This window comes from Niveibacterium terrae (genome assembly GCF_048213115.1).
Classification (GTDB): domain Bacteria; phylum Pseudomonadota; class Gammaproteobacteria; order Burkholderiales; family Rhodocyclaceae; genus Niveibacterium; species Niveibacterium terrae.
The window spans coordinates 3,530,555-3,544,096 of the sequence record NZ_CP172404.1; the positions used below are offsets into that span (position 1 = coordinate 3,530,555).

Annotated in this window: 16 protein-coding genes; 5 read left to right on the forward strand and 11 right to left on the reverse strand. The window is 64.4% G+C overall.

Features of this window, described 5'->3' with window-relative positions; all coding sequences use genetic code 11:
- Entirely contained in the window at positions 1-1,050 is a 1,050-nt protein-coding gene (locus ACHFB9_RS16340) for an ATP-binding protein (RefSeq protein WP_417068558.1), read from the forward strand.
- Here the strand turns inward: ACHFB9_RS16340 and ACHFB9_RS16345 are convergent.
- From ACHFB9_RS16345 to ACHFB9_RS16380, 8 genes are all read right to left on the reverse strand, one after another.
- Complete coding sequence (locus tag ACHFB9_RS16345; RefSeq protein ID WP_417068560.1) at positions 1,037-1,591, reverse strand: hypoxanthine-guanine phosphoribosyltransferase; 555 nt, start codon at positions 1,589-1,591, stop codon at positions 1,037-1,039. The genes ACHFB9_RS16340 and ACHFB9_RS16345 overlap by 14 nt on opposite strands.
- Before the next feature lie 78 nt (positions 1,592-1,669).
- Positions 1,670-2,212: an adenine phosphoribosyltransferase gene (locus ACHFB9_RS16350; RefSeq protein WP_417068561.1), complete on the reverse strand. Its 543-nt coding sequence runs from the start codon at positions 2,210-2,212 to the stop codon at positions 1,670-1,672.
- A 9-nt stretch (positions 2,213-2,221) separates the two neighbouring features.
- Positions 2,222-3,511 carry an NCS2 family permease gene (locus ACHFB9_RS16355; protein WP_417068563.1) on the reverse strand — a complete coding sequence of 430 codons (1,290 nt, stop codon included), beginning with the start codon at positions 3,509-3,511 and terminating at the stop codon, positions 2,222-2,224.
- Positions 3,512-3,606: 95 nt separating this feature from the next.
- Positions 3,607-5,658, reverse strand: a complete 2,052-nt coding sequence (locus ACHFB9_RS16360) for a diguanylate cyclase (RefSeq protein WP_417068564.1) — start codon at positions 5,656-5,658, stop codon at positions 3,607-3,609.
- Between the two features lie 111 nt (positions 5,659-5,769).
- A complete protein-coding gene (locus ACHFB9_RS16365; RefSeq protein WP_417068566.1) occupies positions 5,770-6,084 on the reverse strand; it encodes a YqjK family protein in 315 nt (104 codons plus the stop codon).
- Positions 6,081-6,464, reverse strand: coding sequence for a phage holin family protein (locus ACHFB9_RS16370; RefSeq protein ID WP_417068568.1), 384 nt, complete (start codon positions 6,462-6,464; stop codon positions 6,081-6,083). Before ACHFB9_RS16370 ends, ACHFB9_RS16365 begins: the two co-directional genes overlap by 4 nt.
- Positions 6,465-6,467: 3 nt before the next feature.
- Positions 6,468-6,779 (reverse strand): DUF883 family protein, encoded by a 312-nt coding sequence (locus tag ACHFB9_RS16375; protein ID WP_417068569.1) that lies wholly within the window; start codon positions 6,777-6,779, stop codon positions 6,468-6,470.
- Positions 6,780-6,841: 62 nt separating this feature from the next.
- Positions 6,842-7,669: an exodeoxyribonuclease III gene (locus ACHFB9_RS16380; protein WP_417068570.1), complete on the reverse strand. Its 828-nt coding sequence runs from the start codon at positions 7,667-7,669 to the stop codon at positions 6,842-6,844.
- 64 nt (positions 7,670-7,733) lie between these two features.
- On the opposite strand from ACHFB9_RS16380, the gene pyrE reads away from it, so the two are divergent.
- From pyrE to efp, 4 genes are read left to right on the forward strand one after another with little or no spacing between them, the layout of a single operon-like run.
- The gene (gene pyrE, locus ACHFB9_RS16385; protein WP_417068572.1) at positions 7,734-8,381 is read left to right on the forward strand and encodes an orotate phosphoribosyltransferase; all 648 of its coding nucleotides are present in this window, start codon (positions 7,734-7,736) and stop codon (positions 8,379-8,381) included.
- Positions 8,371-9,012: a hypothetical protein gene (locus tag ACHFB9_RS16390; RefSeq protein WP_417068573.1), complete on the forward strand. Its 642-nt coding sequence runs from the start codon at positions 8,371-8,373 to the stop codon at positions 9,010-9,012. The genes pyrE and ACHFB9_RS16390 overlap by 11 nt, the downstream gene beginning before the upstream one ends.
- Positions 9,013-9,022: 10 nt before the next feature.
- Positions 9,023-10,156: an elongation factor P maturation arginine rhamnosyltransferase EarP gene (gene earP, locus ACHFB9_RS16395; protein ID WP_417068575.1), complete on the forward strand. Its 1,134-nt coding sequence runs from the start codon at positions 9,023-9,025 to the stop codon at positions 10,154-10,156.
- A 57-nt stretch (positions 10,157-10,213) separates the two neighbouring features.
- The gene (efp, locus tag ACHFB9_RS16400; RefSeq protein WP_417068576.1) at positions 10,214-10,771 is read left to right on the forward strand and encodes an elongation factor P; all 558 of its coding nucleotides are present in this window, start codon (positions 10,214-10,216) and stop codon (positions 10,769-10,771) included.
- Between the two features lie 79 nt (positions 10,772-10,850).
- On the opposite strand, the gene ACHFB9_RS16405 is transcribed toward efp, so the two are convergent.
- From ACHFB9_RS16405 to ACHFB9_RS16415, 3 genes are all read right to left on the reverse strand, one after another.
- A complete protein-coding gene (locus ACHFB9_RS16405) occupies positions 10,851-11,324 on the reverse strand; it encodes a putative toxin-antitoxin system toxin component, PIN family (protein ID WP_417068577.1) in 474 nt (157 codons plus the stop codon).
- A gap of 31 nt (positions 11,325-11,355) precedes the next feature.
- Positions 11,356-12,396 carry an Lrp/AsnC family transcriptional regulator gene (locus ACHFB9_RS16410; protein WP_417068578.1) on the reverse strand — a complete coding sequence of 347 codons (1,041 nt, stop codon included), beginning with the start codon at positions 12,394-12,396 and terminating at the stop codon, positions 11,356-11,358.
- Positions 12,397-12,615: 219 nt separating this feature from the next.
- Positions 12,616-13,542 (reverse strand): ABC transporter permease, encoded by a 927-nt coding sequence (locus ACHFB9_RS16415; protein ID WP_417068580.1) that lies wholly within the window; start codon positions 13,540-13,542, stop codon positions 12,616-12,618.

Genomic DNA, 13,542 nt, shown 5'->3' on the forward strand with positions numbered 1-13,542 from the left:
ATGGGCCGGCTGTTCTGGAAGTTCTTCCTGTCGATCTGGCTCACGTCGATATTGACCGGGCTGACGATAGGGCTCGGATGGTGGCTGCTGCAACAGTTCGCACCGCTGCTCGGCCACGAACTCTCAAGCGAGCGTCATCCGCCGATGCTGCTGCCCATCCTGGCCGGCGCACTGATCAGTCTGATCTTCGGCGCCCTGCTCGCCCGCCACATCACGAAACCGATCAGCCTGCTGAGCAGGGCTTTCCACGACGCGGCCGAAGGCCATCTGGAGACGCGGATCTCGCCGGCGATGGGGCATCGCCGCGACGAAGTCGCCGTACTGGGCAAGGATTTCGACCGGATGGCGGCTCAGCTTCAGCAGTTGATCGGCGCGCAGCAGCGGCTGCTGCACGACGTGTCGCACGAGCTGCGCTCGCCGCTCGCCCGGCTCCAGGCCGCAATCGGTCTGGCGCGGCAGAATCCGCTGCGCGGCGAAGCGATGCTGGAGCGAATCGAGCGCGAGACGGAACGCCTCGACACTCTGGTCGGCGAGCTGCTGACCCTGGCCCGACTCGAGTCCGGTGCCACGCTGTCGCGCGAGCGGGTGGACTTGATCGAACTGCTCGCCGCAATCGCCGACGACGCCCAGTTCGAAGCGCAGGCCAACGACCGCGACGTCAGCCTCAAGGCCGAGGGCCACTTCATTGCCGAAGTCGGCGCCGAACTGATCTACCGGGCCTTCGAGAACGTGATCCGCAACGCAGTCAAATTCACCACGCCGGGAAGCACAGTCGAGATCGGCGCCGAGATCGGCGCGGACGGGAAGACGCTCGCCGTGCGCGTTGCCGATCGCGGCCCGGAAGTTCCGCCCGAGGAGATCGAGCGGATCTTCGGAGCGTTCTACCGCGGCAGCGGCGCCCCCCAGACTCCCGGTTTCGGCCTGGGGCTGGCGATCGCGCGTCGCGCGATCGAATCGCACGGCGGCACGATCACCGCGGCCGCGCGCGAAGGCGGAGGCCTGGAGTTCCAGATCCGCCTGCCGGCTCAGTGCCCCCTCAGTGCCCCTTGAGCGCGTAGATGCCGGGCGCGTTGCGCCAGTAGCCCTTGTAGTCCATGCCGCAGCCGAACAGGAAACGGTCGGCGACATCGACGCCCGAGAAGTCGGCGCGCATGTTCGGAATCGCCTTGCGGTCGTGAACCTTGTGCACCAGCACGGCCGAGAACACCTTTGCTCCCTCGCCCTGCAGGTTCTCGATGATCGCCTTCAGCGTGAAGCCCTCGTCGAGGATGTCGTCGAGCACCAGAACCGTGCGCCCGGCAAGGTTCTGGGTCGGGCGCACGCGCCAGTCAAGCAGGTTGCCGTTCAGCGCGTGGCCGTAGCGCGACGCATGCAGATAGGACACTTCGAGCGGGAAAGGCAGGCGGGGCAGCAGCCGGCCGGCGAGGATCAGGCCGCCGTTCATCACCGCATAGACCAGCGGATTGGTGCCAGCGAGCTTTTCAGTGATCTCGACGGCCAGGCGGTCGAGCGCGGCGTCGACGGCCTCGGGCGAGACGAGGCAGTCCGCCTCGGCCATGGCCAGCTCGACTTCCTTCATGTCGGTACTCATCGGAGTATTCCTTGTTCAATCAATTGCAAAAAGCCGGACGGGAATATCCCGCCCGGCTGAATAGTGGAATGGCCCGCATCAGTGGCCGGCGAAATCGACCAGAGTGAAGAGCGGCAAGCCTGAATCGCGCAGCAGCTGTGAGCCGCCCAGCTCGGGAAGATCGACGATCGCACAGCCTTCGACGACGGTCGCGCCTAGGCGTTCGAGCAGCTTGCGACCGGCCATCATCGTGCCGCCGGTCGCGATCAGATCGTCGATCAGCAGCACCCGATCACCCTGCTTGCAGGCATCGGCGTGCACTTCGACGGTCGCGCTGCCGTATTCGAGCTCGTATTCCTCGGCGATCGTCGTGAAAGGCAGCTTGCCCTTCTTGCGGATCGGCACGAAGCCCAGGCCCAGCTGATGGGCGAGGATGGAGCCGATGATGAAACCGCGCGCATCGATCCCGGCGACGAGGTCGATCTTCTGATCCATATAGCGGAACACGAAATGCTCGACCAGAACCCGCAAACTCTTCGGATCCTGGAGCAGCGGCGTGATATCGCGAAACTGGACTCCGGGTTCGGGCCAGTCGGGAACGGTGCGAATGCGGTCGCGCAGATAAGCGGGGTCGAACAGCATGATTCCCTCTTAGAGCAGCGCGAACTTGGCGATGAAAACCACCGCGATGACCCAGACGGCAGGCGGCACTTCCTTCGCGCGGCCGGAGAACAGCTTGATGCCGGCATAGCTGACGAAGCCGAAAGCGATGCCGTTGGCGATCGAATAGGTGAAGGGCATCGCGACCGCGCAGACGACGGCCGGAGCCGATTCGGTCAGGTCGCCCCATTCGATTTCGCCGAGGCCGCGTGCCATCAGGATCGCGACGTAGATCAGCGCAGGCGCAGTCGCATAGCTCGGCACCGAGCCGGCCAGAGGCGAGAAGAACAGCGCCGCGAGGAAGAGGATTGCAACGGTGACCGCGGTCAGGCCGGTCCGGCCGCCGGCGGCGGTGCCGGCCGCACTTTCAACATAGGCGGTCGTCGAGGACGTACCGAGCACGGCGCCTGCGGCGATCGCGGTCGAGTCGGCGAGCAGTGCGCGGTTCAGGCGCGGCAGCTTGCCATCCTTGTCGAGCAGGCCGGCACGGTGGCAGACACCGATCAGCGTGCCGGTCGCATCGAACAGCTCGACCATGAAGAAAGTCAGCACAACGGTCAGCAGGCCGGCGTGCAAAGCGCCCTTGATGTCCATCTGACCGAAGGTCGGCATCAGCGAAGGAGGCGCCGAGAACACGCCGCCAAACTTCGAGAAACCGAGCAGGATCGACGCCGCGGTCACCGACAGGATGCCGATGATGATCGCGCCGGTCACCCGGCGCGCTTCGAGCGCAACGATCAACAGGAAGCCCGCGATCGCAAGCAGCGCACCGGGCTGGTGCAGATCGCCGAGCGAGACCAGGGTCACCGGATTGCCCTGGATCAGGCCCGCGTTCTTCAGGCCGATGATCGCGAGAAAAAGGCCGATGCCGGCCGAGATCGCGAGTTTCAGCGAATGCGGGATCGCATCGACGATCCATTCGCGAACCTTGAACAGGCTGACGATGATGAACAGGCAACCGGAGATGAAGACCGCGCCCAGCGCCGCCTGCCATGAGAAACCCATGCCCTTGACGACCGCGAACGCGAAATAGGCGTTCAGGCCCATGCCCGGCGCCAGCGCGATCGGGTAGTTCGCATAGAGGCCCATGATCGCGGTACCCAGCGCAGCCGCCAGGCAGGTCGCGGCGAACACCGCTTCGCGCGGCATTCCGGCCGCGGACAGGATGTCGGGATTGACGAAGACGATATAGGCCATCGTCAGGAAGACGGACAGGCCGGCCAGGCATTCGGTGCGCACGGTCGTGCCGTGTTCGCGCAACTTGAAGAAGGAATCGAGCATCGGAGAAGTTCCGGAGAATCTGAAGACAGGAAGGCGCGGATTCTACGCCGCGTGACCGCCCCCGCCATCCCCCCGCCCGTCGTTTCTGTTCTGAATCAAGCCGCCGGAGGGTGTGCGCCGATCGCGACGACCTGGGCCGGATCGGCATGAACGCCTTGCCAGTGGCGCACGTCGATCAGTCCATCGTGGATCGCGGCCGAAAAATCCCGGATGCAGACAGGCCGGATTTCATCCCAAGGAGCGCCGAAACCGAACACTCCACACGCACCGCTGCGTCCTTTGCCCTTCGCGTGATACATCGCCTGATCGATCAGCGTAAAGTAAGAATCCCAGCTCCCCACCGCCGCACCATCCCCGGCCGGGAAGGGACAGAAGCCGACTGACACGGTCACGCGCAACGAGGCGTCGCCCACCCGGAAATTCTCCCCCCCCACCCGCGTCAGCACCCGCTCGACAAAGGCTTCCATGCCACGAGCCGCCATTCCCGGCAGCGCGATCAGGAACTCTTCGCCGCCCCAGCGGGCAAGCCGGTCGCCTTCGCGCAGCAGACCGCCGAGACGGCGCGCGACTTCAACGAGCACCTCGTCACCCACCTCATGGCCAAAGCGGTCGTTAATCGACTTGAAGAAATCGATGTCGAGCAGGGCCAGGCCTAGAGGCTTGTCCTGACTTGCCGGCGGCAGGGTCTCCAGCCACGCATGCATGGCCCGCCGGTTGAAGAGACCGGTCAGAGAGTCGCGCTCGGCCAGAAAGGCGAGCCGGGCGTTGGCCGCGGCGAGATCATGGTTCGCGCGGCGCACGCGCCGGAATATCGCAACCCCCGCACCGCCTGCGATGATCAGCAGCACGGCGAGCGTGGCGAAAAAACTTGACCACAGGCGGTGGTGCTCGGCTTCGCTCGCGGCGACCCGGTTCTCCAGTTGAAGGCGCGAGATCTCCCGCTGCCTCCGGTCGGAATCGAACTTCTCCTGGAGTTCGGCGACCTGGGCCACGCGCTGTAGCCGCATCTGGGTTTCCTGGACAGTTCGATACTCTTTCATGACCGCCAGCGCCTCGCGGTCCTGCCCAAGCTGCTCATAAGAATGGGCTAGCTGGGCCAAGGCCATCAACAGATAGTTCTGCTGCTCCAGGGGGCGCAGGATCTCGGCGGATTTGAGCAGGCTGGCCACCCCCTCTTTCGACTGCCCCGATGCAAACAGCGCCTGCCCCATGTTGAGCCTGAGCAGTCCGACCGCGACTGCATCGACCTGAGGCATCTGCAGTTCGAGTCCGCGCCGGGCATGCTCGATCGCCAGCGGCCACTGCTTGTGAATCAGGAACCAGTCGGAAAGGTTGATCAGCGAGTACTGTTCGAGCACGGACAAGCCCAGCTTCTGGGCTTTCCGGTAGGCCTGGATCAGCAGGGGCAGACTCTCCCCGCCGTCGGCGGCATCGCCGCCGACGATCGCCTCTATTCCCAGCAGGGAGGTGAGCAACCACTCCTGCTTCTGCGGCCGCAACAGGCGTTGAGCCTCGTGGATGTATTGCAGCGCGCGCCGGTTGTCGTAGAGACCGATGTTGAGCAGGGCCATGGCCCGGTAGCTGCTGGCTTCAAGAACGGGATCCTTCACCGCCCTCGCCTCCCTCAGAGCCAGATCGAGAACCCCGATCGCCTCTTCGTTGTGGTGCTGTTTGAAAAGCGCGAGGCCCAGGCTCTGCCGGGCGAGCGAGGAGAGAGCCGGCCGCTTCAAGGATGAAGCCAGAGCGACGGCGAGCCGGGACGCTTCGAGCTGGCCGGGAACGTCGTTCCTCAGATAGGCGATGCGGGCGCGCAGCACCTGGGCGCGGATCTGATCGGCTTCGTCGCGGGCAGCCTCGGCGGCCGACATCAGCTCGGCGATCGAGATCCTTGCCGCGTCGAAACTGGCCGACTCGATCAGCGCCTCGGCTTCGCTAGCCAGAACCCGGCGGCGCGTCGGCGAAGGAAGATCGGAGAGCCTGAGCTTGATGCGTTCGATCCGGGCCAGCAGCTCTCCGGTCGATATGTCGCGCGGAGAAATCGCCGCCTCGACCTGCACTTGCACATCCGAGGGCAGGGACGGCGCAGCAAAGGCGATCTGCGCCGCACAGGACAGAAGGATCAGACAGAGACCGAGACGAATCGCCAAGCGGGACATTCCGGGTACGGGAGGCCAAGGGATGATCTGAAACTTCTATCACACAGTTACAAACTGTTTCTAAAAATCCGAAGAATCTTTGATGAAATCCCGCAGCAAAAATCAGGCCCGCTCGCGGAAGTCCTTTCCGAAATAACGCTCGCCCAGCGAATGCAGCCCTCGCCAGAGCGCCCAGGCCCGGGTCGCCAGGCCGAAGAGCCGGCGCGGCCGACTCCAGGCAAAGCCTGCGGCAACGACTCCGACCACCAACAGGCGATGACGGCTCGCCCAGCCGGCGGCCGAAAACAGGCGATCCGCGATGCCGAGTCCAGGCGAGAGCATCGCCAGCGCGTCGGCGATCTCGTCCCGTCTGAGCCGGGAGCGTTCGCACAGCGCCGCGCGGCGCTCGGCCAGTACGCGTTCGCGCCGGCAGCTCATCGCCGGCCTTTCAGCGCACTCTTGTCCGCCGCCAGCTCGGCCAGGCTGTCCTGAAAGATCCGGCAGCCCTGCGAGAGGCGACGGCGCGCGTTGTTCCCGGTCCACACAGCAAGCCCCAGGAAGAGCAGCACATCGAGGCCCAGAGCCAGCAGACGATGGCTATCCCACAGCGCAACGGTCACGAACACGGCCAGGGACAGCACGCCGAAACCGATGAAGAGCGCGGCGAGGATCAGATTGAAGATGGCCGAGCCGAGCCGGATACCCTCCTGCTCGATTTCGACTGCCAACAGGGACAGCCTGATCTGGAGGGTATCCAGCACGGCATGAGCCAGCCGGGCCAGGCGCCCGGCAAAGCTGCTAGCTTCGCTCTCACTCATGAATCAGCGGCGTCCGATCAGCAGACCGATCAGGAAACCGACTCCTGCCGCAACACCGACTGATTGCCACGGATTTTCGCGAACATAGGTATCGGTCGCCTTGGCCGCTTCGCGAGTCCGCGCCACGACGCTCTCCTCGGCATCCTGGATACGGGCGCGCGCCAGCGCCAGCTTCTCGCCGAGGCGCCCTTTCACTTCGGCAAACTTTCCGGTCGTATCGCCGGCCGCGAGGCGCAACATCTCTTCGGCATCGGCCAGAACCAGCTTTACATCGGCGACCAGCTTATCGCGGTCGACTTGACTCGCTTCACTCATGACAGCCTCCTTGAACAGAACCTCATCCGGCCACCCCAGGGATGGACACTCTTCAGTGTGGCTCAGTATCCGCCCGATTCGCCAGAAACGGGAGCGGATATTTCTAGATCGTAGTCAATAGTGAGCGGGGCATGATCCGAGAAGCGCTGATCCTTGTAGACGGAGCAGGAACGCGCCAGAGAAGCGATGCCCGGCGTCGCGATCTGGTAGTCCAGACGCCAGCCAACGTTCTTCGCCCAGGCCTGGCCACGGTTCGACCACCATGTGTAGCACTCGTCGGTCGCTTCCGGCTCCAGACTGCGATAGACATCGACCCAGCCCTGCTCGTCGAAGAGCCGCGAGAGCCAGGCTCTCTCCTCGGGCAGGAAACCGGAGTTCTTCTGATTGGATTTCCAGTTCTTCAGATCCGCTTCGCGGTGCGCGATGTTCCAGTCGCCACAGACGATCACCTCGCGACCGCTTTGACGCAGCGCCGCCATCCGGAGCAGGAAATGATCCATGAAACGGTATTTGGCCGCCTGCCTTTCCTCCGAGCTGGACCCGGAAGGCAGATAGAGCGAGATCACCGACAAGGGACCGATCGGCGTTGAAAAGTCGGCCTGCAGGTAGCGCCCTTCGGAGTCGAACTCGGCCACTCCGATGCCGGAAGACCACGCTTCGGGGCTATGTCGAGCCATCACCGAGACTCCGCTATAGCCCTTCTTTTCGGCGCAGTGAAAGGCCAACTCCCAGCCTTCCGGCTCGCGCAGCGTCGGCGCGAGATCCGCTTCCTGGGCTTTCAATTCCTGGAGGCAGACCAGATCGGCCTGCTGCCGGGCCAACCAATCGTGAAACCCTTTGCTCGAAGCGGAGCGGATACCGTTGAGGTTGATAGTGATGACGCGTAACATCAAATTAATCGTCCGACAAACCCATAATGACTGCCGGCACCTCAGCCGAGGGTCGGCCCGTAAAATGAACTTCAGCCGCGAATTTCTTGCCCTCGCCGTTGCGAAGGGTGTTCTCCGTTTTGGGAACTTCACGACCAAAGCCGGTCGCCAGTCCCCGTATTTCTTCAATTCCGCACTGTTTGACGACGGGGCTTCTTTCGGCGAGCTGAGCGGATATTATGCGCAAGCAATCGCCGCGTCGAACATCGCCTTCGACACGCTGTTCGGCCCGGCTTACAAGGGCATCCCTCTGGTCGCGGGAACCGCGATCCGGCTCGCCGAGCAGGGCCGCAACGTCCCCTTCTGTTTCAACCGCAAGGAAGCGAAGGATCACGGCGAAGGCGGCACGCTGGTCGGAGCTCCGCTCAAGGGCCGGGTCCTGATCCTCGACGACGTGATCTCGGCGGGAACCTCGGTGCGCGAATCGGTCGAAATCATCCGCTCTCAGGGCGCGGAGCCGGCCGGTGTCGTGATCGCGCTTGACCGGATGGAACGCGGCCAGGGAGAACACTCGGCGGTTCAGGAAGTACGCAGTCAGTATGGAATTCCGGTCGTCGCCGTTGCAAATTTGCTGGACTTGATTGCCTACCTGGGCAGCAATAGCGAGCTGACAACTCACCTCGACGCGGTCAATGCCTACCGGGAACGCTATGGAGTTGCGGATGCGAAATAAAGCGAAACGGTTGCTGTGGGGCATCTTCTGCATCTGGCCTGCAGCCGCCGCTTTCACTGCATCAGCGACTCCCTCTGACAATCTTTACTGCTGCAACGATGCGAACGGCCACCGCATCTGCGGCAATCCCCTGCCTGCGGCCTGCTATAACCGCGCCTACAAGGAACTCTCGCGCGGAGGCCGCACGACGCGTGAAGTCGCCGCTCCGCTCAGCGCCGAGGAGCGCCAGCGCAAGGATGCCGCCGACAAGGCCCAAAAGGAAGCCGAGGCCAGGCTCGCCGAGCGCCGGCGGCGCGACAAGGCGCTGCTCGACAGCTACTCCTCAGTCAGCGTGATCGACGCACGCCGCAACGCGAGCCTCTCCGCGGCAGCCAAGGAAATCGAAGTCTTCCGCCGCCAGGAAGCGCATCTCGTCGCCGAACGCAAACAGCAGGAAGCGAGGCTTGCTGCATCGAAAACGAAAACACCGCCCCGCGCGCTTCAGGATGACATTGCGTCGACCAATTCCGAACTCGCGGCTCTGCGCTCCGTGATCGCCCAGAAACAGCGCGACTACGATGTCCAAAAGGCGCGCTTCGACGAAGACCGCAGCCGATACCTCGAGCTGACCGGGCAATCCTCGACCCGTTGATCGCTTGGCAATGCATCGCCCCCAGCGCTGGGACATCTTCTGCGCCGTCATCGACAATTTTGGCGATGCCGGAGTCTGCTGGCGCCTCGCGCGCCAGCTCGCCGCCGAGCACGGCTATGTAGTCAGACTGATCATTGACGATCTGGCGAGCCTCGCGATGCTCGCGCCCAAGCTCGACCCGCGCGCTCCACTGCAGATCCTGGCCGGAGTCACGGTAGTGCCGCGCGAGCAGGCGCCGACCGATGCCGCCGATGTCGTCATCGAAGCGTTCGGCGCGCCGGTTCCCGAGGCCTACCTGGCCGCGATGGTCGAAACCCCGCCCGTCTGGATCAACCTCGAATACCTCTCGGCCGAAGCCTGGATAGAAGGCTGCCACTGCCTGCCCTCGCCCCACCCCCGCCTGCCGCTGACCCAGTGGTTCTTCTACCCCGGCTTCACCGAACAGAGCGGAGGGCTACTGCGCGAGGCGCGCCTCATCGCCGATCGCGAGGCCTTCCAGGCGGTCCCCGGAGCCTTCGCCGGCTTCCTGGATGGTCAGGGGCTCAGGCCGCCCGAACCGGAAGCGCTGAAGATCTCGCTGTTCGGCTATGAGAACCCGGCGCTCGCCGGCCTGATCAAAGCCTGGTCGCACTCTTCACGCCCGATCTGGTGCGCGGTTCCGGAGGGACGGATACGCGCATCGGTCGAGTCCACCTTGGGCAAGCCCCTCAGCACGACGCAGCACCGCGGCGCACTGACGCTCGAACCCATCCCCTTTCTCGCCCAGGACGACTACGACCGTCTGCTCTGGGGTTGCGACCTGAACTTCGTCCGCGGCGAGGATTCCTTCGTCCGCGCGCAGTGGGCCGCGCGCCCTCTCGTCTGGCACATCTACCCGCAGGACGAGCAGGCCCACCTCGTCAAGCTCGAAGCCTTCCTCGACCGATACCACGAAGGCCTCGCCAGTGCGCCGGCCGAGGCCTCCATCGCCTTGCACGACGCATGGAACCGCTCGGAGGGCGCCCGTGTCGAAGCGCTGTGGCCGCAGTTCGAGGACGCCCTGCCCGAGCTCGCCCAGCATGCCCGGCGTTTCGCACAGGCGCTCGCCGATCAGCCCGATCTTGCGACACAGCTAGCGCTGTTCGCAAAAAGCAAGCTAAAATAACCAGTTATCTATCTCCAAGGCGCCCTCAGGCGCCATTTTTGTGATTCAGGTGCCCTGATGAAAATTGCCCAAGAACTCCGCGCCGGCAACGTCGTGATGGTCGGCTCCGAACCCCTGGTGGTTCAAAAGGCCGAATACAGCAAGTCCGGCCGTAACGCTTCCGTCGTCAAGATGAAGTTCAAGAACCTGCTGACCGGCTCGGGATCCGAAACCGTCTATCGCGCCGACGACAAGTTCGAACTCGTCACGCTCGACCGCAAGGAAGTGACCTACTCCTACTTCGCCGATCCGATGTATGTCTTCATGGACGCCGAGTACAACCAGTACGAAGTCGAAGCCGACAACATGGAAGACGCGCTGAAGTACCTCGTCGACGGCATGCCGCTCGAAGTGGTCTTCTACGACGGCAAGGCGATCTCGGTCGAACTGCCGACCAGCGTCGTCCGCGAAGTGATCTATACCGAGCCGGCCGTCAAGGGCGACACTTCGGGCAAGGTCATGAAGCCGGCCAAGATCAGCACCGGTTTCGAACTGCCGGTTCCGGCCTTCGTCGAAATCGGCGACAAGATCGAAATCGATACGCGCACCGACGAGTACCGCAACCGCGTCAAATAATCTCCGGGGTCTGGTCTTGCGCACAGTGCGAGGCCAGACACCGCTGATCTAGAGAAAAAGCAGGCTCAGGCCTGCTTTTTTATTGCCCGCTCGCCGCCTCGGCAAGTTCGACTTCGACCCTCTCCGGAGTCAGTATCCTCAGGCGCTCGCGCAGCAGGCGATGGCGGGCGAGGCGAAGCAGCGCCTTGTCGCGGCTGATGAGCGCGGGAACTTCGGCCTGGATCGCCAGTTCGAGGAATTTCTGGTCGTCGCCGTCACGGCAGCGTGGCAGCTCGGGGTCGGGCTCGCGCTGGACCAGCATCGTGCAGAGCGCCTCGTAGTCGGCGAGCAGGCTCGCCTGCTTCCCGGCTTCGATCCTGAACTGCGGATAGGCGAGCACCCGGCGCAGCTCCTCGCGGCAGTCCGGACGCAGAAAGGGCCTGATCTCTCCCGCTTCGAGCGCGGCGCGCAGGCGGGAGAGAGCAGGATCGCGGAAGTGCCACAGCGCCATCACGGTGTTGGTATCGAGCACGACGCGGCTCAGGTCGGGATATTCGGTGACTTCGTTCAGCATTCGCCGATTATCCCGGAAACCGGATCCGGCTTCAGCAGCGATCGAGGTAGCGGGATCCGCACTGCTTGTAGCGCCGCGTCGAAAACAGCACGCTGGACGCAAAGGCTTCGAGACCGAGCTCACGGACCAGTGCCGCGCATCGCGCCTGAACCTGAGCCTTGTCCTTGCCTTGGATCATGCAGTGCAGGTTGTAAGGCCAGAGCTGCGGAGCACGCTCGCGCCGGAAGCAAAGACTGACCCCGGCCTGGGCGGCGATCCTGCGCCCCAGCTCGGCGACCTGCTCGTCGGGCACGTCCCAGACGCACATCGCGCGACAGGCGATAGCGCTCTCGGGCTGGCGAAGAACGATGCCGAGCCGGCGCAACGCGCCAGAGGTGAGCCAGGCGCGCAATTGCTCGATCACCTCGCGCTCGTGCATGCCCGCCCTCATCCCGAGCCGCGCGAAGGGCCTGGGCACCAGAGGCAAGCCTTGTTCCAGCGCCGCCAGCAGACGCCACTGCCGGGGTTCCAGGCTCATTCCAGGACGCGGCGAAGGGCCTCGCAAGGCCGCTTCGGCGGAGAAGGCTTCGAGCATCGGCAGATCAAGCGGCGCAAAGCCCGTCGCTTCCTCTATCCGGGCCAGAGCCGCATCGATGTGGGCGCGACTCGCCGCAGTCAGAACAAACCAGAGGTTGTAGTGGTGATCGCGGCCGTAGTTGTGATTGACCTCGGGCATCAGCGAGATATAGCCAGCGATCGCATCGATCTGCTCGGCCGGAACCGACAGTGCGGCCAGAGTCGATGCGCCAAAGACCGCCGGGGTCGCTACCGCGCCAATCCGGGCGATCACTCCTTCGCGCAGCAGATGGCGCAGCGCCTGCAGCACCTGGCGCTGGGTGCGGCCGACCGCCGCCGCGATGCAGGCAAAGGGCTCGGGATCCAGAGGCAGATCGCGCTGCCAGCTCTTCACCAGATTGGCCTCGAAAGCGGCATCGCGCGGCTCCTCCGGCGCGCCCTGGAGCAGCGCGAGGATGTCCACCGCGCCCCCAAAGGACGGCAGGACATGCGGCGACAAACGATCAGAGACGGACACGGACACCTCGGCTACGGCGATGGAGGATTCATACAATTCGCGGCTGAAACAGGGGCGGCAAAACGGGCGGCTCCTTGATCTCCTCGCAGCGTAGGTCAGAATGCCGCGCCGCACCGGTCGCCTGTTTGACCCGAGTCAATCGCGCGGACGCGGCCTTCTGCGCCAAATCAGGCGCGTGATACTTAGGCCCCGCCGACCGCGCTCATGACACCGGCAAGCTCAGCGCCCCGGCAGAAAAGGCTTGCCCAGCGACGCGGGCAGATTCAGCTGCAGCAGCTTGCGGTCGCGCGAGATCAGCACCAGAACGATGACCGTCGCCGCATAGGGCAGAGCCGACATCAACTGGGATGGCAGCGATATTCCCAGCCCCTGGGCATGCATCTGCAGAATCGTGACGCCACCGAAAAGGTAGGCCCCGAAGAGCAGGCGCAGCGGTTTCCAGCTCGCGAATACGACCAGTGCGACCGCGATCCAGCCCCGGCCAGCGCTCATGTTCTGCACCCACAGCGGCGTATAGACCGTCGACAGATAGGCTCCGGCGATGCCGGCCATCGCGCCGCCGAACAGCACCGCCCCGTAGCGGATCGCGACGACCGGATAGCCGATCGCATGCGCCGCTTCGGGCGACTCTCCGACCGCGCGCAGCAGCAGGCCCAGCCGGGTTTTGGCCAGCACCCACCACGAAGCCGCGAACACGAAGTAGGACAGATAAACGATGGCGTCCTGCTTGAAGAAGATCGGGCCGATCACCGGAATCCCGGAGAGCAGCGGAATCGCGAGCGGTTTGAGGCCAGGCAGGCTGAAGCTGACGTAGCGCTGGCCGATGAAGGCCGACAGGCCGATGCCGAAGATCGTCAGGGCGAGGCCCGCAGCGGACTGGTTCGCGGACAGAGACAGCACCAGGAAACCGAAGAGCGCCGCGGCCAGCATTCCGGCCAGCGCGCCGGCGATCAGGCCCGCTCCGGCACCGCCCCCGGTCTCGACCGCACAGGCGAAGCCAGCGATCGCGCCGATCAGCATCATGCCTTCGACGCCCAGGTTGATGACACCGCTCCGCTCGGCGACGAGTTCGCCCAGCCCCGCGAACAGCAGAGGCGTCGCGGCGCCCAGCGTTCCGACCAGCACAGGAATCAGGTGTTCGATCAT

Bases quoted from the DNA above. Each gene is read 5' to 3' on its own strand.
- ACHFB9_RS16340 (WP_417068558.1), top strand. From the start codon at position 1: ATGGGCCGGCTGTTCTGGAAGTTCTTCCTGTCGATCTGGCTCACGTCG.
- ACHFB9_RS16345 (WP_417068560.1), bottom strand. From the start codon at position 1,591: ATGAGTACCGACATGAAGGAAGTCGAGCTGGCCATGGCCGAGGCGGAC.
- ACHFB9_RS16350 (WP_417068561.1), bottom strand. From the start codon at position 2,212: ATGCTGTTCGACCCCGCTTATCTGCGCGACCGCATTCGCACCGTTCCC.
- ACHFB9_RS16355 (WP_417068563.1), bottom strand. From the start codon at position 3,511: ATGCTCGATTCCTTCTTCAAGTTGCGCGAACACGGCACGACCGTGCGC.
- ACHFB9_RS16365 (WP_417068566.1), bottom strand. From the start codon at position 6,084: ATGAGCTGCCGGCGCGAACGCGTACTGGCCGAGCGCCGCGCGGCGCTG.
- ACHFB9_RS16370 (WP_417068568.1), bottom strand. From the start codon at position 6,464: ATGAGTGAGAGCGAAGCTAGCAGCTTTGCCGGGCGCCTGGCCCGGCTG.
- ACHFB9_RS16375 (WP_417068569.1), bottom strand. From the start codon at position 6,779: ATGAGTGAAGCGAGTCAAGTCGACCGCGATAAGCTGGTCGCCGATGTA.
- ACHFB9_RS16380 (WP_417068570.1), bottom strand. From the start codon at position 7,669: ATGTTACGCGTCATCACTATCAACCTCAACGGTATCCGCTCCGCTTCG.
- pyrE (WP_417068572.1), top strand. From the start codon at position 7,734: ATGAACTTCAGCCGCGAATTTCTTGCCCTCGCCGTTGCGAAGGGTGTT.
- ACHFB9_RS16390 (WP_417068573.1), top strand. From the start codon at position 8,371: ATGCGAAATAAAGCGAAACGGTTGCTGTGGGGCATCTTCTGCATCTGG.
- earP (WP_417068575.1), top strand. From the start codon at position 9,023: ATGCATCGCCCCCAGCGCTGGGACATCTTCTGCGCCGTCATCGACAAT.
- efp (WP_417068576.1), top strand. From the start codon at position 10,214: ATGAAAATTGCCCAAGAACTCCGCGCCGGCAACGTCGTGATGGTCGGC.
- ACHFB9_RS16405 (WP_417068577.1), bottom strand. From the start codon at position 11,324: ATGCTGAACGAAGTCACCGAATATCCCGACCTGAGCCGCGTCGTGCTC.
- ACHFB9_RS16415 (WP_417068580.1), bottom strand. From the start codon at position 13,542: ATGATCGAACACCTGATTCCTGTGCTGGTCGGAACGCTGGGCGCCGCG.